At 63.6% G+C, this 18,353-nt stretch carries 20 protein-coding genes; 15 read left to right on the forward strand and 5 right to left on the reverse strand.

The window, feature by feature from the left end:
- Positions 1-31: 31 nt before the first annotated feature.
- The gene (locus CXY73_RS18545; protein ID WP_104138581.1) at positions 32-382 is read right to left on the reverse strand and encodes an ABC transporter permease; all 351 of its coding nucleotides are present in this window, start codon (positions 380-382) and stop codon (positions 32-34) included.
- A gap of 297 nt (positions 383-679) precedes the next feature.
- Here CXY73_RS18545 and CXY73_RS18550 point away from each other — a divergent pair, with 297 nt between their 5' ends.
- The 4 genes from CXY73_RS18550 to CXY73_RS18565 all read left to right on the forward strand — a co-directional run bounded on the left by CXY73_RS18550 (position 680) and on the right by CXY73_RS18565 (position 3,226).
- Entirely contained in the window at positions 680-1,171 is a 492-nt protein-coding gene (locus CXY73_RS18550) for a GNAT family N-acetyltransferase (RefSeq protein ID WP_199184361.1), read from the forward strand.
- Complete coding sequence (locus tag CXY73_RS18555; RefSeq protein ID WP_199184360.1) at positions 1,168-1,623, forward strand: VOC family protein; 456 nt, start codon at positions 1,168-1,170, stop codon at positions 1,621-1,623. The genes CXY73_RS18550 and CXY73_RS18555 overlap by 4 nt, the downstream gene beginning before the upstream one ends.
- A 138-nt stretch (positions 1,624-1,761) precedes the next feature.
- On the forward strand, positions 1,762-2,328 hold the full coding sequence (locus CXY73_RS18560) for a LemA family protein (RefSeq protein WP_104138578.1): 567 nt from the start codon (positions 1,762-1,764) through the stop codon (positions 2,326-2,328).
- A 13-nt stretch (positions 2,329-2,341) separates the two neighbouring features.
- Positions 2,342-3,226, forward strand: a complete 885-nt coding sequence (locus CXY73_RS18565; protein ID WP_104178557.1) for a M48 family metalloprotease — start codon at positions 2,342-2,344, stop codon at positions 3,224-3,226.
- Positions 3,227-3,247: 21 nt separating this feature from the next.
- Here the strand turns inward: CXY73_RS18565 and CXY73_RS18570 are convergent, their stop codons facing one another.
- The gene (locus tag CXY73_RS18570; RefSeq protein WP_104178558.1) at positions 3,248-4,438 is read right to left on the reverse strand and encodes a winged helix-turn-helix domain-containing protein; all 1,191 of its coding nucleotides are present in this window, start codon (positions 4,436-4,438) and stop codon (positions 3,248-3,250) included.
- A 161-nt stretch (positions 4,439-4,599) separates the two neighbouring features.
- On the opposite strand from CXY73_RS18570, the gene CXY73_RS18575 reads away from it, so the two are divergent.
- From CXY73_RS18575 to ilvA, 6 genes are read left to right on the forward strand one after another with little or no spacing between them, the layout of a single operon-like run.
- Complete coding sequence (locus CXY73_RS18575) at positions 4,600-5,742, forward strand: ABC transporter substrate-binding protein (protein WP_104178598.1); 1,143 nt, start codon at positions 4,600-4,602, stop codon at positions 5,740-5,742.
- Positions 5,726-6,592: an ABC transporter permease gene (locus CXY73_RS18580; protein ID WP_369831261.1), complete on the forward strand. Its 867-nt coding sequence runs from the start codon at positions 5,726-5,728 to the stop codon at positions 6,590-6,592. Before CXY73_RS18575 ends, CXY73_RS18580 begins: the two co-directional genes overlap by 17 nt.
- Entirely contained in the window at positions 6,589-7,434 is an 846-nt protein-coding gene (locus CXY73_RS18585) for an ABC transporter permease (RefSeq protein ID WP_104178559.1), read from the forward strand. The genes CXY73_RS18580 and CXY73_RS18585 overlap by 4 nt, the downstream gene beginning before the upstream one ends.
- Positions 7,431-8,534 carry an ABC transporter ATP-binding protein gene (locus CXY73_RS18590; RefSeq protein ID WP_104138567.1) on the forward strand — a complete coding sequence of 368 codons (1,104 nt, stop codon included), beginning with the start codon at positions 7,431-7,433 and terminating at the stop codon, positions 8,532-8,534. The genes CXY73_RS18585 and CXY73_RS18590 overlap by 4 nt, the downstream gene beginning before the upstream one ends.
- Positions 8,535-8,555: 21 nt before the next feature.
- A complete protein-coding gene (locus CXY73_RS18595) occupies positions 8,556-9,995 on the forward strand; it encodes an AI-2E family transporter (protein ID WP_233198457.1) in 1,440 nt (479 codons plus the stop codon).
- A 3-nt stretch (positions 9,996-9,998) separates the two neighbouring features.
- Entirely contained in the window at positions 9,999-11,234 is a 1,236-nt protein-coding gene (gene ilvA, locus CXY73_RS18600; protein WP_104178560.1) for a threonine ammonia-lyase, read from the forward strand.
- Between the two features lie 298 nt (positions 11,235-11,532).
- Here ilvA and greA read toward each other — a convergent pair whose 3' ends face one another.
- The gene (gene greA / locus CXY73_RS18605) at positions 11,533-12,024 is read right to left on the reverse strand and encodes a transcription elongation factor GreA (protein ID WP_104138561.1); all 492 of its coding nucleotides are present in this window, start codon (positions 12,022-12,024) and stop codon (positions 11,533-11,535) included.
- Between the two features lie 97 nt (positions 12,025-12,121).
- Positions 12,122-12,607, reverse strand: coding sequence for a DUF4307 domain-containing protein (locus CXY73_RS18610; protein WP_158253152.1), 486 nt, complete (start codon positions 12,605-12,607; stop codon positions 12,122-12,124).
- A 100-nt stretch (positions 12,608-12,707) separates the two neighbouring features.
- Here CXY73_RS18610 and mca point away from each other — a divergent pair, with 100 nt between their 5' ends.
- Both mca and CXY73_RS18620 read left to right on the forward strand, forming a co-directional pair.
- The gene (mca, locus tag CXY73_RS18615) at positions 12,708-13,556 is read left to right on the forward strand and encodes a mycothiol conjugate amidase Mca (protein WP_104178600.1); all 849 of its coding nucleotides are present in this window, start codon (positions 12,708-12,710) and stop codon (positions 13,554-13,556) included.
- Positions 13,553-13,810 (forward strand): hypothetical protein, encoded by a 258-nt coding sequence (locus tag CXY73_RS18620; protein ID WP_104138555.1) that lies wholly within the window; start codon positions 13,553-13,555, stop codon positions 13,808-13,810. Before mca ends, CXY73_RS18620 begins: the two co-directional genes overlap by 4 nt.
- 5 nt (positions 13,811-13,815) lie before the next feature.
- On the opposite strand, the gene CXY73_RS18625 is transcribed toward CXY73_RS18620, so the two are convergent.
- Positions 13,816-14,517: a hemolysin III family protein gene (locus CXY73_RS18625; RefSeq protein ID WP_104178561.1), complete on the reverse strand. Its 702-nt coding sequence runs from the start codon at positions 14,515-14,517 to the stop codon at positions 13,816-13,818.
- 154 nt (positions 14,518-14,671) lie between these two features.
- Between CXY73_RS18625 and CXY73_RS18630 the strand changes: the two genes are divergently transcribed.
- From CXY73_RS18630 to CXY73_RS18640, 3 genes are all read left to right on the forward strand, one after another.
- Entirely contained in the window at positions 14,672-15,370 is a 699-nt protein-coding gene (locus tag CXY73_RS18630; RefSeq protein ID WP_369831258.1) for an isoprenyl transferase, read from the forward strand.
- 36 nt (positions 15,371-15,406) lie between these two features.
- Complete coding sequence (locus CXY73_RS18635; protein WP_104178562.1) at positions 15,407-16,528, forward strand: aminotransferase class V-fold PLP-dependent enzyme; 1,122 nt, start codon at positions 15,407-15,409, stop codon at positions 16,526-16,528.
- A gap of 217 nt (positions 16,529-16,745) precedes the next feature.
- Positions 16,746-18,095 carry a PhoH family protein gene (locus CXY73_RS18640; protein ID WP_233198458.1) on the forward strand — a complete coding sequence of 450 codons (1,350 nt, stop codon included), beginning with the start codon at positions 16,746-16,748 and terminating at the stop codon, positions 18,093-18,095.
- Positions 18,096-18,353: the final 258 nt, after the last annotated feature.

Below are 18,353 nucleotides of genomic sequence, written 5' to 3' on the forward strand. Positions count from 1 at the left end.
GCGAGGAGCGGATGCGCAATTCCCCTCCAATCTAGGCGGCGTCGTGCGAATCGTCCGCGACCGCCCGCAGCGCGTCGATCGCGTGCGACAGCGGTAACCCGTCGCTGATCGCGCGCAGCACCTCGGGCAGTTGCTCGCGCGGCAGAAAAATACCGCCGAGCAGAATCTGTGAAAACACCAGCGCCGGCATGAACTGCACGACCCGAAACACCGCGCGGGCGACCGCGCTCGCGGAACGCTTTGACGCGCCAGGAATAACGAAGAGACGTGGATACGGTTGCCATTGGAAGACGGAACGCAGGTCATATCGCTGCCACTTTACGGCGACGACACCCTGGCCCTGTCCGTGGCTGGAAAGACCAAAAACCTCAAAGCGAAGCATTGGGCGAAGTTTGCCGACAAACTGAGTCTTTCGCAAAAGGCCGCAACCGCGGCAGGCCAGCTCGTCCTACGCGCAGCCAGTTTGATCATGCTGGAGAGCCTGCCCTTTTGTGATTCCCCGTTGCGGGGCGCTCAGCGGGAAGTGCGATTCCGGCGTGCGGAATTCACGCAGTAATGCGTGGGTCACGTTTCATGGAGCCGGCTAGTGACTTCAGGCGATGCAGATACAGCTGGATACTCGTCAGCATTAAAGGCGAATGCAGGTGGCCTCGAACGCGCCGCCAGTAGGGTAGACCGCATGATGTGTGCGTTGCCGATCCTGATTTTCGCGGCATCGCCGTCATCCGCTGAAGCCGAGGGTGTGTCTTTTCGGTACTACGACGACATCGTGAGTCGCTACCACGGGCGTCCCGCGTTTCGGAACGAGGTTCTGGACGCCCAGGCCCAGTATCCCGGCGACGACCTCACTGCTCCGACCGGACTGCTGTTACTCGCCCGCTACGGGGACACAGTGCTCGGTTGTGCCGGAATGCGAATTCAACAGGGCGAGCTCGGCGAGGTGACCAGGGTCTTTGTTGAACCGGCGGCTCGCGGCCAAGGCGTCGGCCGACTGCTCATGCAGAATCTGGAACGCGAATCCCGCGCCATCGGGCTCACCGTCTTGCGTCTGGACACGAGAACCGACCTCGTCGAGGCACGTAGCCTCTACGCGTCGCTCGGCTACATCGAGGGCGAGCCGCACAACACTGACCCGTATGCCAATCACTGGTTCCGAAAGGAGCTGCGATGACCGATGAGTGCAGCATGCTGGCGCCCGACCTCGTCCCGGAGCTTCTGGTCACCTCGCTGCAGAAGAGTCTGGATTTCTGGTGCCGTCTCAGCGGATTTGACGTGCTGTACGACCGACCCGACGATGGGTTTGCCTACATCACTCGGGGCACGGCGCACCTCATGCTCGAGCGACGGGGCGCTGGGCGAAACTGGATTCCGGCGGCGTTAGACCCGCCGTTCGGCCGCGGCGTCAACTTTCAGGTGTCGGTTCCATCGATCGACCCGCTCGTGTGTACCTTTCGGGAGGCTCGTTGGCCGCTGTTCATGGAACCCGAGACGAAATGGTACCGAACGGGCGATACCGAGGCCGGCGTCGCTCAGTTTCTCGTGCAGGACCCGGATGGCTACCTGATCCGGTTCCAAGCCTCGATCGGCCGAAGGATCGTCGCCGCGTTTCCCCGCGCGCCTTGAGGTTGCTTGGAGTGTGATGGGAAGCGGGTGGGAGCCTCCGGGGTCGCGGTTAGTATGGGCAGGTACGCACGGGGGTCGTTGTCGCCAAGTCATGCCGCCGTGTCACCCTACATAGCCAATTTGCAAGGAGACGCTGCCATGGAATGGCTCATCCCGGTTCTGATCGTTGTCGCACTCGTCGCCATCGCGGGTATCTACCTGTGGTCGACGTACAACTCGCTCGTGACGCTGAATGTGCGCGTCGACGAGGCGTGGAGCGACATCACGGTGATGCTTAAGCGTCGTGCTGACCTGCTGCCCAACCTGATCGAAACGGTCAAGGGCTACGCGGCACACGAGAAGAACGTGTTTGAAAACGTGACCCGTGCGCGAGCCGAGACGCTGTCAGCACAAGGCCCGGCCGACGCATCCGCTGCTGAGAATCACATGCAGACCGCGCTGAAGAGCATTTTTGCTGTCGCCGAGGCGTACCCGCAGCTGCAAGCCAGCCAGAACTACCTGCAGTTGCAAGCCGAACTCGTCGACACCGAAGACAAGATTCAGGCCGCGCGTCGGTTCTACAACGGTGGCGTGCGCGAAATGAACACCAAGATCAAGGTGTTCCCGAACCACTTGTTCGCCGTGAACCTCGGCTTCACCGAGCGCGAGTTCTTTGAGGTGGCCGATTCCGCAGCGATTGCGGAGCCGCCCCGCGTGCAGTTCTAACGGGACTTAGTCGATGTACAGCGCAATAGCTAAGAACAAACGCAACACCGTCTTCATCATGATCCTGTTCTTCGTGATCATTGCGGGGCTCGGCTGGCTGGCGAACTTCGTTTACGGTGCTGGCGGTTACGGCATCCTCATCGCCACGGTCGTCATCACTGCGCTCTACGTGATCATTCAGTACTACGCCGCTGGTCGCCAGGCGATCTCGATGAGCGGCGGCATCCGGGTCAACAGCAAGGCCGACCATCCCCGTCTCTGGCGCATCGTGGAGAACCTGTCGATTACGACCGGCACACCGATGCCCGAGGTTTACATCATCAACGATCCGGCGCCAAATGCTTTCGCCACCGGTCGCGACCCCCAGCACGCGATCGTCGCCGCCACCACCGGCCTGCTCGACATCATGGACGACTCCGAACTCGAAGGCGTTATGGCCCACGAGATCGGCCACGTGCGCAACTACGACATTCGAGTGTCGATGGTCGTGTTCGGCCTCGTCGTCGCGATCGGCTTCATCTCCGACATGTTCCTGCGCATGGCGTTCTTCGGCCGCAGCAACAACAGCAACGGTAATCCCGTCGTCATGGTCTTCGGCCTTGTCGCAATGATCGTGGCCCCGCTCATCGCGACCGTCGTGCAGCTCGCCATTTCTCGCCAGCGCGAATATTTAGCGGATGCCACAAGCGCGTTGACGACGCGCCACCCGGACGCGCTCGCCTCGGCCCTGGCCAAACTTGGTGAGTACGGTCGCCCCATGCAGAAGCAGAACAGTTCGATGGCCCACCTCTGGATCTCGGACCCGCTGAAGAAGGGCGCCATGGGCAAGCTGTTCGCGACGCACCCGCCGATCGAAGAGCGCATCGAGCGCCTGACCGCCATGGGTCGCAAGTTCTAACCTGACCACGCGACGACAGGCTTACCGAAGTTCGGCGGCGAGACCGTCAGCCAGGTTGCCGCGCGGCGCGACGACGATCTCCCTGAGGCCCTGCCAGAGCGCCGCTTCCCGCAGCACCTGCGCTAGCCTCGCCGCAGCATCCGCTGGCGCGCCCGGCTCAGCCCAGGCCGACTGCACCCGTAGTACGCCGGCCTGCCGGTCGTTCTTCAGATCGACCCGCCCGACGACCATGTCGCCAAGCAGAATCGGCAGAGAGTAATAGCCGAACACGCGCTTGGGTGCCGGCGTGTAAATCTCGATGCGGTAGTGAAAATTGAACAGCCGCAGGGCGCGGGCACGTTCCCAGACCACCGGGTCAAACGGGGACAGCACCGCCTGCGCGTCCATGGTGCGCGGTAACCGAGCGTCCCGGTGCAGCCAGGCGCGCGCACCCCAGCCCGCAACCTGCACCGGGAGTAGTTCTCCGGCCTCCTCCAAATCACGAATGGCCGAGAGAACCGGTGCCGACTTCAGCCGAAAGTAGTCGGCGAAATCCTTCACCGTACCAATCCCATGCGCGCGAGCTGAGCGGCGCACAAGTTCGCGGTGGGCATCCGTTTCAGAAATTTTGGTGCCGAGCAGTTCGGGGGAGAAGACCTGCTCGGGCAGGGCATATACCCGTTCAAAGCGGATGCGGCCGGCGCTGACCACATCGCCCCAGCGGAACAGACTTTCCAGCCCGGTCTTCACCTCGGACCAGCCCCACCAGGGACCGCTGCGCTTGTTGGCGTCGTGTTCGATCGCACTCGCCGGCATCGGACCGTTGGCGGCGAGCTCGGCTAGGAGCCAGTCGAGCATCGGACGGTTGGCCTGGGACCAGTCGCCGGGCGTGCGGGCTGAGCGGTCGCGATAGTTATGCATGCGCCAGTGAAACAGCGGCCAGACGTCGATCGGCAGATAGGAGGCCTCGTGGGCCCAATATTCGGTAACGCGGGCCTGGCGACCCGTGGTCAACCGGTCAAGCTGGGTTTTGTCATAAGGGCCGAGTCGGCTGAAGGCCGGCATGTAGTGGCTGCGCTCGAACACGTTGACCGAGTCGATCTGTAACAGCTCAAGTCGGTTCACCAGGGCCGTGAGCTGACGAATTCCGACGGCCGATGTCGGTCGCGCGCCGAAGCCCTGCGCGGCGAGTGCAATCCGCCGCGCCAGTGCGGGAGAGATTGTCGTGACCATTCGTCTCACTCTAGCTGCACCCCCGTTCACCTGCGGTTAAGGTGGAAATCGTGTGATGGACATGTAATCTTCGTAGTGTCGGGCAGCCGGCACTCCCTGCCTCATATTCTGTTCATCTGGAACGTTTGCCACAGCATTCACACGTTCCGGTGCCGGTCACAATGGAGGAAAAATTGTCTCTCAAACGCACTCTGACGGTGTCCCTGGCCACCGCAGCGGCCCTTGCACTCACGCTCAGCGGCTGTTCACCAGCTGCCGAGGCCCCGGCCTCGGGCATTGACGCAGCAACCGCCACCAGCCTTACCGCCTTTGGTGATCTGGCCGGTCTCGAAGAAGCCGCCATCGCGGAAGGTGAGCTGAACGTCATCGCGCTGCCGCGTGACTGGGCGAACTACGGCGCCGTCCTTGACCTGTTTGCCGAGAAATACCCCGACATCACAATCCACGAGGCGTCCCCCGACGGGTCCAGTGCCGAGGAGATCCAGGCCGCCGACAACCTCAAGGGCCAGGACACGGCACCGGATGTCTTCGACCTCGGCCTGGCCGTCGCCCTCTCCAGTACCGACCGCTTTGCGCCGTACCAGGTTGCCAACTGGGCCGACATTCCCGACGCGCTCAAGGAAGCGTCAGGCCTCTACGTCGGCGACTACGGCGGATACCTCTCGGTGGGCTACGACCCCGACGCCGTGCCGGAGCCGAAAGAGCTCTCCGACTTGCTCGGAGCCGACTACAAGGGAAAGGTCGCCATCAACGGCGATCCGACCCAGGCCGGTGCGGCCTTCGCCGCCGTCGGTCTCGCCGCCGTGCAGAGCGGCGGAACGGTCGACGACTTTCAGCCTGGCATCGATTTCTTCTCCGAACTCAACAAGGCCGGTAACTTTCTGAAGGTCAACCCGACGACGGCGACCGTAGCCTCTGGTGAGACCCCGGTGGTCTTCGACTGGGACTACCTCAACGTCGGCTACGGTGCCCAGCTGGAGGGCCAGCGCAACTGGAAGGTCGTCGTCTTCGACGGCACCGGCTACGCCGGATACTACAACCAGGCGATCAACAAGGATGCCCCCAACCCTGCGGCAGCGCGGCTGTGGCAGGAATTCCTGTACAGCGATGAAGCACAGAACCTGTGGCTCGCCGGCGGCGCTCGTCCGGCGCGCGCCGAGGCCATGGCCGAGGCTGGCACCATCGACAGTGAGCTGTTCGACGCGCTGCCGAAGGCGCCGAGCGACACCGTCGTTCCGACCGAAGAACAGAGCACCGCAGCGGCTACACTGCTCGGCGAGAAGTGGGCTGCGGCTGTCCAGTAGCATCCGTGGAAGGGCAGCAGCCTTCGGGCTGCTGCCCTTCGCGGTGTATGTGTTGTTGTTCCTGGCGGTGCCGACCCTGATTGCGATCGGCACGGGCTTTTTCGACAATACCGGCGCCTTCACCCTGGTTACGGTCGCGGCCCTTGGCGACCCCGTCGTGCTGACCACCTTCTTCAACTCTTTCTGGCTGTCGGCGCTGACCGCCGTCGTTGGTGCCGTTGTCGGTGCAGCGGTCTGCTACGCCCTGTTGGGCGCGCGTCCGGACGGTCCGTTGCGCACCACCATTGATTCGCTCAGTGGTGTGCTGGCCCAGTTCGGTGGCGTCATGCTCGCCTTCGCCTTCGTCGCGACCATTGGCATCCAGGGCATGGTGACCCTGTATCTGCGCGATACCTTCGGCCTGGATATTTTTGAGAACGGCGTCTGGCTGTATTCGACGACCGGCCTTATTCTGCCCTACATCTACTTTCAGGTTCCACTCATGATCATCACGTTTATGCCGGCCTTGCAAGCCTTGAAACCGCAGTGGGCCGAGGCGAACGCCACCCTCGGTGGCAGCACCGCCAGCTATTGGTTCCGCATCGCGTTTCCGGTGCTCGCGCCGTCCTTCATTGGCAGCCTGTTGCTGCTGTTCGCCAACGCGTTCTCCTCCTACGCCACCGCGGCGGCGCTGGTCAGTCAGGGCTCGCAGATTGTGCCCCTGCAAATTCGCGCTGCACTCACCAGCGAAACACTGCTCGGTCGGGAAAATCTGGCCGGCGCGCTGGCCCTCGGAATGATCGTGGTCATGGCTGTCGTCATGCTCGGCTATTCAGCGCTGCAATCACGGGCCGCGCGGTGGCAGCAATGACCGGCCTGACCGCCAACGGCGTCGCCCACGCGCCCTCCCGCACGGTTCGCACCATCATTCTCGGTCTGATCGGGGTCATCTTTGCCGTGCCGATCGTGGCCATGATCGAATTCACCCTGCGTGCCGGGCTGGTCGGCGGCTACAACGTCGACCGCTGGGTCGCCCTGTTTCAGAGCGGCTTCACCGGAGTGTACCGACCGGTCCTGGTAGCGCTCGGCAACTCGGTGGCCCTGGCCGTCGGCACGGTCCTGATCGTGCTGCTGCTGCTCGTTCCCACCATGCTGCTCGTGCACATCCGCTTTCCTCGGCTGCGCCGAGTACTGGAATTCACCTGTATTCTACCTATCACCATTCCGGCCATTGTGCTCGTTGTCGGGCTCGCGCCGGTCTACGCCATTGTGGCTCGAATGCTGGGGAGCGGCGTGTGGACCCTCGCCTTCGCCTACGGCATTACGGTATTGCCTTTCGCCTATCGGGCCATTCAATCCAACCTCGACGGCGTCGACGTGAAAACGCTCACCGAAGCCGCGCGCACTCTCGGTGCGGGCTGGGGCCGTGTGCTCCTGTGGGTGCTCGTGCCCAACCTGCGCCGGGGCATCCTGGCCGGTGCCTTCATCGTCGTGGCCGTCGTGCTGGGCGAATTCACCATCGCGTCCTTGCTGAACCGGGTCAACCTGCAGACCGCTCTCGTCGTCGTGAGCAAGGTCGACCCGTACACGGCCGTGATCCTCTCGCTGCTGGCCCTCGCCTTCGCGTTCCTGCTGCTTCTCGTTATCGGACGACTCGGTGCCCCGCGCACCCGAACATCGCGCCGCCGTACCAACGTGAAAGGTCAAGCATGAATTCACAGAAGCTGAAAGTCCAGCAGCCAACCGCACCGACCCGACCGGGAACCGTCGTCGAATTCGTCGGCGTCGTCAAAGAATTCTCCGGGATGCGCGCCCTGGACGGCTTCAACCTCAGTCTGCACGCCGGTGAATGTGTCGCATTGCTCGGCCCGAGTGGCAGCGGCAAGACCACGGCGTTGCGCGTGCTGGCCGGCCTCGAATCCACCGATGCGGGCAGCATCACCATCGACGGCATCGACGTATCAGCCCTCGCCACCAGCAAACGCGACATGGGCATGGTATTTCAGTCGTACTCGCTGTTTCCGCACCTCAGCGCCGGCGAAAACGTCGAATTCGGGCTGCGGATGCGCAAGATCAAGCCGGCCGAGCGCCGCCGCAGGGCGGCAGCATCCCTGGCCATGGTCGGCCTCGATGACCACTTCGATCGCTTTGCACACCAGCTCTCCGGCGGCCAGCAGCAGCGGGTCGCGCTCGCACGCGCACTCGTGACCGAACCGCGCGTGCTGCTGCTCGACGAACCGCTCTCGGCGCTCGACGCCAAGGTACGCGTGCAGCTGCGCGACGAGATTCGGCGTATTCAAACCGAACTCGGCATAACGACCCTGTTCGTCACCCATGATCAGGATGAGGCCCTCGCCATCGCCGACCGCGTCGCCGTGATGCGCGCCGGCAATATCGAGCAGGTCGGCACGCCAGAAGAACTGTATTCCCGGCCGGCCACCCCGTTCATCGCCGACTTCGTCGGACTCAGCAACCGCATCGATGGTCTCGTGCGCTCTGCCTGGGCCGAGGTCTACGGAACGAGCCTGGCTCTGATCGACCCGTCGACGCCCGACGGACCGGTAACGGTCTCGATCCGCCCGGAAGACATCGAGTTCGCAGCCGAGGGCCTCGCGGCGACCGTGGTCGCCTCGAGTTTTCTCGGCTCCCTCCGCCGCACGACCGTTCGTCTGGGCGACGGCACGATTTTGTTTCTGCAACACGGCGTGCGCGTGCATCCGAGAGCGGGCGAAAGCGTGTACGTAATCTTTACCGGGGCGCCGGTCTCGACCGAGCCGGTGGGGCCAGCAAGTGTGGCGCAGCAACAGTACTGACGGCAGACCTAGACTGATTGCGTGAGCGAATCCAGGGGCAATCCAGGTGCACGCGCGTTGCTACGGCTGCGTCGCAGGCGTTCGGCCGAGCGCGCGCGGGAGCGCGTGCGGGAGCGCGTGCGCGAGAGTGCGAATCAGGCCGGATCCGAGCTCGTTGCCACGCCGATTGAGGTCGTGACCTCGACTGCAGCCGTTAACGGCGTCGACGAGAATCTGCCAGCGGGCATCCGTTTGGCGGGGGCCTGGTCGTGGCGGTTGATTGTGATCGCCGCCGCTATCGCCATTCTGGTCTTCCTGGTTATTCAGTTGCGGCTGATCGTCATTCCGCTGCTCGTCGCCGTGCTGGTTTCTGCGCTCCTGGTTCCGTTTGTGGCTTTTCTGGTGCGACATCGATGGCCGAAGGGTGTCGCTGTCGCTCTGGCCATGGTGGGTACGCTGGTACTTGTTGCCGGACTGGTCACCCTCGCATCGACGCAGATCGCCGAGGGCACCGTTGGGCTGAGCGAACGGCTCACTCAATTCTTCGACGGCTTTAAGGCGTTTCTGGCCGGCTCACCCCTGCAACTGTCCGAAACCGAGATCAACACCTACGTGCAGCAAGGGTGGGAGGCTCTCCAGGAGGATAGTGCGGTATTCATCAGTGGTGCTCTGTCGGTCGGGAGTACCCTGGGACACCTGCTGACCGGCCTGCTACTGGCTCTGTTCAGCCTGCTCTTCATCCTCATCGATGGCAAAGCCATTTGGGGCTGGATCGTGCGAATTTTCCCGAGACGGGCCCGCGCGGCCGTCGACGGTGCGGGAATCGCCGGCTGGACCACCCTCGGCAACTTCGCTAAGGTACAGATTCTGGTCGCCTCGATCGACGCGGTCGGCATTGGAGTGGGCGCGGCCCTGCTCGGGGTGCCGATGGCCATCCCGATCGGAATTCTGGTCTTCCTCGGCTCATTCATCCCCATCGTCGGTGCCGTTGCGACCGGATCGGTGGCGATTGTGATCGCACTCATCTTCAACAACTGGGCTATTGCCCTGGCCATGCTCGGTGTTGTTCTACTCGTGCAGCAGGTTGAGGGACACGTTCTGCAGCCGCTCATTATGGGAACCGCGGTGAAGGTGCATCCACTTGCCGTCGTGCTCGTGGTGGCTGCCGGCGCCTTACTCGCCGGAATTCCAGGAGCTCTGTTCGCCGTGCCAGTGGCCGCGGTCCTGAACGCGATGACCAGTTACGTTGCTGGGGGTACCTGGCGGTCGAGCCCACCGACGGTGCCGACGGTGCCGACGACCGGATCGGTGCTTTGGCAGACCGTGCCGCAGAGCCGACCGGGGTATCGCCCGTCTGGCGCGCCGGCGCGCACAGCACGGCTGCGCCCGCGGAGCCTCCTCACGTCCCGCTTGGCGTCCGCGCGCGTCACCCCCAAAGATTCGAGCGCATCCGGCGCTCCGCACGATAGTTCGGAGAACTAGAACATGCCAGAGACCACCCTCGTCGGACCGACCCTCGCCGAATTCGAGGCCGCTCGCGCGGTCGTCGCCCGGGCTGCGGATGTGACCCCGATGGAGAGCTCACGCTATCTCGCCGAAGTATTGGGCGCGCCGGTCTACCTCAAGTGTGAAAATCTACAGCGCACCGGGTCCTACAAGATTCGCGGTGCCTACAACCGACTGTCGAAACTGACCGAGGAGGAGAAAGCCCGTGGCGTCGTGGCGGCCTCGGCCGGAAACCACGCCCAGGGCGTGGCCTTTGCCGCGCGCGAACTCGGCATCAAGGCGACCATCTTCATGCCCGTCGGAGTCGCACTGCCGAAACTATCGGCGACGCGGGACTACGGAGCAGAGGTCATTTTGCGCGGTACGACCGTGACCGAACCGCTGCTCGCCGCAGCTGAATACGCCCGGGAGACCGGCGCGATCCTGATCCCGCCGTTCGACCATGCGGATGTGGTCACCGGGCAGGGCACGCTCGGACTCGAAATTCTCGATCAGGTTCCCGACCTGGAGACGGTCATTGTTCCCATCGGCGGTGGCGGACTCATCTCCGGGGTTGCCAGCGCGCTTAAGCAGCGTGCCGCCCGGGATGGGCGACACATACGGGTGATTGGGGTGCAGGCCGAGAACGCGGCTGCCTATCCACCCTCACTCGCCGCTGGCGAAGCAGTGACGATCAACATGCTCCCGACTATTGCCGATGGCATCGCGGTGGCCAAACCCGGGTTGCTGAACTTCAGCATCGTGCGCGATGTTGTCGATGAGATCGTGACCGTCACCGAAGACGACACCGCCCGGGCGCTTCTGGTGCTGCTCGAACGCGCCAAGCTCGTGGTCGAACCGGCCGGAGCCGTTGCGGTCGCCGCCATCCTGGCCGGCAAGATCACACCCACCGGGCCGACCGTGGCTATCCTCTCCGGCGGAAACATCGACCCGCTGCTGATGCAGCGCGTGATCAGCCACGGTCTCGCCGCCTCGGGACGGTACCTGACGCTGCGCATCATGCTGCCCGACCGTCCGGGTCAGCTGGCTCGAATCTCCGAGCTCCTCGCCGAAGCTACGGCCAACGTCATCGAGGTACTGCACACCCGACACGGCGTCGGACTGCAGATCAGCGAGGTCGAACTCGACGTCAGCGTCGAAACGCGCGGGCCGGAGCACCGCCAGCATGTCGTCGACACGCTGCGCGCCGCCGGCTACGATCCCCAGATCGACTAGCGCCTCCGGTCACGCGCATAACTCCAGCAACTCGTGACGCTTCCAGAGCGGATACCCGGCATTCCGGGCAACTTTTCTGCCGCGGCCGCAATTTGCAGGAGTTGTGATGTTGCACGCGGGTGTTTTTCGGGGCGATGGGGGCTAATTCAGGAAACTGAGGCGGCCAGCAGCGGTATGCCGCATTTTGGCTGGCCGCCGAGTAGTCGACCGACCCGGATTTCCTGAATTAGCCACCACACCGGCCGGCTCCTGTCGTCGGCGAGCCCGGAAGTGACCCCAAAAAGCTAACCGGTTCGGTTCAGGCGCCGGTGAACGTCTCCACGTTGGAGATCTGCACGGTGATCTCCTTGCCGGTGGGAGTGGTGTAGCTCGTCTTCGCGCCGACCTTGAGGCCGATGATCGCCGCGCCAAGCGGGCTCTGCTCGCTATACACGTCCAGGTCGCTGTTGGCGGCGATCTCGCGGCTGCCGATCAGAAAGCGGCTCTCCTCGCCGGCGATGGTTGCCGTGATGACGGTACCCGGCATGACGGTGCCGTTGCTCTCGGGGGCGTGGCCGACCTCGGCGGTGCGCAGCAGTAGGGTGAGCGTGCGAATGCGCGCCTCCATCTTGCCCTGCTCTTCTTTCGCCGCGTGGTAGCCCGAGTTCTCCTTGAGGTCGCCCTCTTCCCGTGCGGACTCGATCTTCTTCGCGATGTCGACCCGGCCAAAATTGCTCAGCGACGCCAGTTCCGCTGCGAGGCGGTCATGGGCCTCCTGAGTTAGCCAAGTGACCGTTGTATCGGTAGCCACGAGTGATCTCCTTCAGTACGCTCAAGCGCAAAAAGGCCGGTTGAGGGCCGCGCAGATATAGTCGACGCCCGACGATTGCCCAGGCGAATATGTCAGTTTAGGTCAGCCAGCACTGGTAAATCAAACCCGTGTTGCTCAGATCGGTGGTGCGCAGAACCTCGGTGAATGACCGGTTGTACAGGGTGGAGGGCGGTAGATCGATGATCTTCCAGCCGACGACCGAATAGCTCTCGTTGAGAGCTTGAACCGCGCAGCTCGCCGTGCGGTTCACCGGCAGCGCCACCTCGAAGGTGACGCTCACGCTGTGCTCATCGATGATGGTGTGCCCGATATCGCGCGCTTCGATCTGAGTGGATGCCCCGTCCAGGCCGGTCCACAGCACCCAGGCTCCCAGCACCAAAACAAAAATGCCACCGAGCCCCCACAGGATGCGGCGGTCGCGAACCCCGCGGGCAGGGGTACGCCCGTAGCGCGATTGGATCGCGGCGCTCTCGGGTGCCGGCGCAGCGGCGATGTCAGATTCATCGAGGCGCTCGGGGTCGAAGCTCGGCTGAACTCCGGTAGGCGTGCTGTTGAGGGGCACTGGCGATTTCACACTTCCGATGGAGCGATTAGGCTGGTATCTAGGTTATCTGGCCTAAGGTTATCCGGCATTCCTGAGGAGTATGGTGACGCTGCGACTGATGGCTGTGCATGCCCATCCCGACGACGAATCGAGCAAGGGCGCGGCAACGTACGCCTACTACCGCAGCCTCGGCGCTGAGGTCATGATCGTGAGCTGCACGGGCGGCGAACGCGGCAGCATCCTGAACCCGGCACTGACCGGCCATGCCATGGCCGAGCGCGACCTGCCCGGACTGCGCCGCCTGGAGATGCAGGGCGCCCAGCAGGCGCTGAATGTGCAGCATCGCTGGCTCGGCTACGAAGATTCCGGGATGGATGAGGGGCAGGACGCGCCGCCGAACAGCTTCGCCGCAGTTCCGCTCGAGTATTCGGCTGAACCGCTGGTGAATTTGATTCGAGAGTTTCGTCCGCAGGTGCTGATCACCTACGACGAGAATGGCGGCTATCCGCATCCAGATCACATCCGCTGCCACGAGGTTTCGATGGAGGCCTATCGTGCCGCCGCCGACCCGAGTCGCTACCCGCACACCGGCGAGTCGTGGCAGATCGGCAAGGTGTATTACGACCGCATCTTCAACCTCGAACGCATCGATGCCATGTACCTGGCGCTGAGCGTGGCTGAGCCGGACTCTCCGCTGCTTGAGCCGCTCGGCGCGGCCCGCGAGCGCATGGAGAATTACCCCAAGCTGGCCACCACGCACGTTCCCGCCGGTGATTTTCTCGAGGCGCGAGATGCCGCCCTGCGCTCGCACGCGAGCCAGGTCACACCCGACAGCAGCTTTTTCTTCTGGCCTAACGATCTCGTCCGCGCGGCCTGGCCCTACGAAGACTTCCAACTCGTCGAATCGAAAGTAGACACCGCAATGCCCGAATCCGATCTGTTCGCCGGAATCCAGGACGACGAATGACATCCCTGATTACCGTCGTGCTCGCCGCAACTCCTGACCCCGATTTCGACCCCAACACCGTCACCCCAGGAGTCGTCGGGTTTTTGGTCTTCTTCCTCATCGCGCTGGCAACCCTGTTGCTTTGCCTCGATGTGGTGCGTCGCATCCGTCGGACGACCTATCGCGCCGAGATCAAGGCACGCCTCGATGCCGAGGTCGCCGCCCGCGATGCCGACCCGAACGCACCGACCACGCCGAGCGACAAGCCCGAATAGGCCCCTTACGGGTAGAGCGGATGCGTGGCGATCAGCACTATCGCCGCGAAATGACACAGAAACGCCACGACCGTCAAGGTGTGGAAGATCTCGTGAAAGCCGAACACACTGGGGACCGGGTTGGGCTTCTTCAGCCCGTAGACGACGGCGCCGACCGTGTAACAGAGCCCGCCGACGAGGATGAGCGTCATCATTGCCGCGTTGGCCTGGAAGAAATCCACGATGAACAGCAGTGCGCCATAGCCGAGCAGCAGGTAGAGCGGTACGTACAGCCAGCGCGGGGCGTGAATCCAAAACACTCGAAAGAGGATGCCCAGTCCGGCTCCGCCCCAGACCAGCCACAGCAGCAGAGTTGCTTTTTCCGGCGGAAGCGCGAGCACTGTGATCGGCGTGTACGACCCAGCGATCAGCAGAAAGATATTCGCGTGGTCGATGCGTTTGAGAATGATGCGGGTGCGCGGCTGCCAGTTAAAACGGTGGTATAGCGCTGAATTGCCAAACAGCAGCATCGAGCTGAGCACGAATATGGCCGAGCTGATCTTCGCCGCCGAGCCCTCAGCGAGCACGAGCAATACGATGCCGGCGGCGATCGTCACCGGAAATGTTCCCGCGTGAATCCAGCCGCGCCAGGTCGGTTTAACGTCTTCCGGGTGGGCGTCAGCTGCCTCGATCAACGGCAGATTGGGGATATCGTGCTCGGTGGCCATGCTGCAAGGATACGACAGGGCTCGGCTGGGTGCCGCGAACGCCCGGGGAGTGGACTAGCGTAACTGTGTGCAGAAACCCCAGGTACCCTCGCCGCGTGGCATCCTCTATGGGCTGTATCAACGCCGGCTGAGGCGCGGACTTACGCCGGCACACATGCCTCACCACGTCGCCATGATCATCGACGGCAACCGGCGCTGGGCCCGGCAATTGGGGTTTCAAACCGCCGCGCACGGTCACCGAGCTGGCGCCGCCAAGATGCGCGAGTTCCTGGAATGGTGCGATGACCTCGGTATTTCAGTCGTCACCCTGTATCTGCTCTCGTCCGACAACCTCACCCAGCGTCCGAGTGATGAGCTCGCCGATCTGATCGAAATCATCGCCGATCTCGCCGAAGAGCTCTCGCACTACCGCAACTGGCGGGTGCAGCAGGTGGGGTCCAAGGCCGGCCTGCCGGAGCCGCTGGTCGCTGCTCTCGATGCAGCGGATGCCCGGACCAGCGACCATAAGGGACTGCACGTCAACCTCGCGGTCGGCTACGGCGGCCGCACCGAAATCACCGATGCCATGCGCAGCATCGTCGCCACCCACCACGCCCACGGCGGCACACTGGAGGACCTCGCCGAGACCCTCACGCCCGAACTCATCGGTCAGCACCTATACACCGGCGGTCAACCCGACCCCGACCTCGTCATTCGCACCTCGGGCGAGCAACGGCTGAGCGATTTCATGCTCTGGCAGAGCGCGCACAGCGAGTTCTACTTCGTTGAAGCGCTGGGGCCCGACCTGAGGCAGATCGACTTTCTGCGGGCTCTGCGCGACTTTTCCCGCCGGCAGCGGCGTTTCGGGGGGTAGCTACCCTGTGTTTGACAACCGATTGGATCCGCGCGCATGAATTCACTGCTCAGCTTCACCGACGGTTTTCGTGAGGAACCCGGCTACCTCGACTTCGGTCGGGTCGGCCCGCTCTCCGAGGCCGTGGTCGCTGAGACCCTCGGCCAGACCGAGGTGTTGTCCCGCGCCCGCCACGGCAGCCTCGACCATCTGGTCGACCAGGATCTGCGCGCTCGCACGGCAGTGTCGGAGCTCACCAGCTTTGCCGCCGACCAGATCGTGCTACAGCCCAACACGAGCTCCGGACTCATGCAGGCCATGTTTGGTCTCACCGGAACCGTGCTGCTCTCGGCCGGTGAGTTTCCCAGTGTTTCGTTCGCCGCAGTGCGCGCCGCCGAAGCCCTGCACGTGGTCACTCCGCTCTGGTTGGAGACGGATCACGGCCGCGTCACCCCCGGACAAATTCGCGACCAGCTGACCCCGGCCGTCGTGGCCGTCGCCGTCTGCCTGGTCGATTCGCGCACCGGGTATCGCACCGACCTCGAGGGCATCCGCCAGGTCATCGGCGATCGGCTGCTCATCGTCGATGCAATTCAGGGCTTCGGAGTCGTCGATGCCGCCTATGCGGCAGCGGATGTCGTCGCCTCCGGTGGTCAGAAATGGACGCGGGCCGGCTGGGGAACCGGCTTCCTTGCCCTCAGCGAACGGGCGCTTGAGCGCCTGGTACCCGTGATTTCCGGTTACGTCGGTACCGACACGGACGCTCCCTGGGACGAGGTCACCCCGCCCAGTCATGCTGCCCGGGCCTTTCGGGTGACAGACGGAGACGCCATCGCGCAGGCACGGTTCGCGGCTGCGCTCGAGCAGAGTTTCGACGTTGGTGTCGACGTGATCCAAAAGGCCATGAACGAGAACGTGTCGGAGATCATCGAGCTGGTCGACGAGTTCGTCGTCGATATCGTGTCGCCGCGGGATGTCGGCTCAAGGGCTGGCATCGTGGTACTCGAGCCGCCGGCCGAATTTTTGACCACCCTGGTGGCGAGCCTGCACAACCACGGCATCACCGCCACGACGCGTGGTGGCACGGTGCGACTGTGTGTACACGCGGCTCTCGACCCCGACACGGTCACCATGCTGCGGGGTGCGCTCACGGCCTACACACTGGCCGCCACGTACTAGCATTCGCCGCCGGCATACCCGGCGTCCGCCCCAACATGAGGTGAACGTCAGATTTCGGTGGGCGTGTCGGGTTTCTTTTTCCGGCCGCACGTCGTAGCGTCGCTTTCATCAGGTACGGCACCTGATCGAGACGGCCATATAAGTACGGCTCGAGAATTGCTTGATGGCCAGCTCGCCAAAGTGATCTGCGTCTTCGTGACGCAGGGTGGGAATGGCCATGACCGCTAATCGAACCGATCTTCAGGCGACTGACCGGGTGGAGACATCCGCTTCGCAAACCGAGCGCACGTACGTGTTGGACACCTCGGTGCTTCTGTCCGATCCGAAAGCAATTTTTCGCTTTGCCGAGCACGCAGTGGTGTTGCCCGTGGTGGTGATCAGCGAACTGGAGTCCAAGCGAAACGACCCGGAGATCGGCTATTTCGCCCGGCAAGCGTTGCGTAACCTCGACGAGTTGCGGCTCAAGCATGAGCGCCTCGACTTTCCGATTCCGGTCGGCGAGGGCGGCACCCTGCGGGTGGAGCTGAACCATTCCAGCATGTCGGTGCTGCCCTCGGGCATGCAGCTGGGCGACAATGACTCGCGTATTCTGGCAGTGGCATTGAACCTCTCGAATGACGGAATGACCGTGACCGTCGTCTCCAAGGACTTACCGCTGCGCGTGAAAGCCGCCTCCCTCGGCCTCGCCGCCGATGAGTACCGGCACGAACTCGCCGTTGACTCCGGGTGGACCGGCCTGGACGAGATCACCCTCAGTGCCGAGCAGATGAGCGTGCTGTATGACAAAGAGACGCTCGATTCGCGCACGGTGCAGGACATGCCAATCAACACCGGTCTGGTCATTCACTCCGATCGGGGGTCTGCCCTCGGCCGGGTGACCAGCCGAGGCACGCTCAAGCTCGTGCGCGGCGACCGAGACGTCTTCGGCCTGCACGGTCGGTCGGCGGAGCAGCGACTCGCCATCGACCTGCTGCTGGACCCGGAGATCGGCATTCTGTCGTTGGGAGGTCGAGCCGGGACGGGAAAGTCTGCGCTCGCCCTCTGTGCGGGCCTGGAAGCGGTGCTGGAGCGTCAGCAGTATCGCAAGATTATGGTGTTCCGGCCGCTGTATGCGGTCGGCGGCCAGGATCTCGGCTTTCTACCGGGAGACCAGGGAGAGAAAATGGGGCCGTGGGCCCAGGCGGTCTTCGACACGCTCGGCGCGATCGTGTCGGAGAACGTAGTCGAGGAGGTGATGGAGCGCGGCATTCTCGAGGTGCTCCCACTCACTCACATTCGCGGCCGCTCCCTGCACGACGCCTTCGTGATCGTCGACGAAGCGCAGTCGCTTGAACGCAACGTGCTGCTGACCGTGCTGAGCCGCATCGGTCAGAACTCGCGCGTTGTACTCACCCACGACGTCGCCCAGCGTGACAACCTGCGGGTCGGCCGCTTCGACGGCGTGGCCAGCGTGATTGAAACGCTGAAGGGGCATCCGCTGTTCGCGCACATGACTTTGACCCGGTCTGAGCGCAGCGCGATCGCGGCGCTCGTGACCGAGATGCTGGAGGGCAACGAAGTTATGTAGTTTCGGCGGGGGAGCGGATGCCTGTGGTCGGGTCGTCGCCGTTGGTGACCGCCGGGCTATCGCTTCCCAACTCCAGCCGTTGTGCATCAGGGCAGCTTGTAGTCACACTGCTCAGTTTCGCCCCCTTTGCCCGTGCATTTTCTCGGGCCTCGGGGCAGGGGGTGGCCCGGAGATCACACGGACCACCGTCGGTGCTCCGTGCGCGTTCAGGTGTCTCGGTGGCCGTCCCCCTTAAGAGGGTGTCTGTGGTAGGTTCAG

This window comes from Cryobacterium sp. Y50, from assembly GCF_002929805.1.
In the GTDB taxonomy this organism is placed as follows: domain Bacteria; phylum Actinomycetota; class Actinomycetes; order Actinomycetales; family Microbacteriaceae; genus Cryobacterium.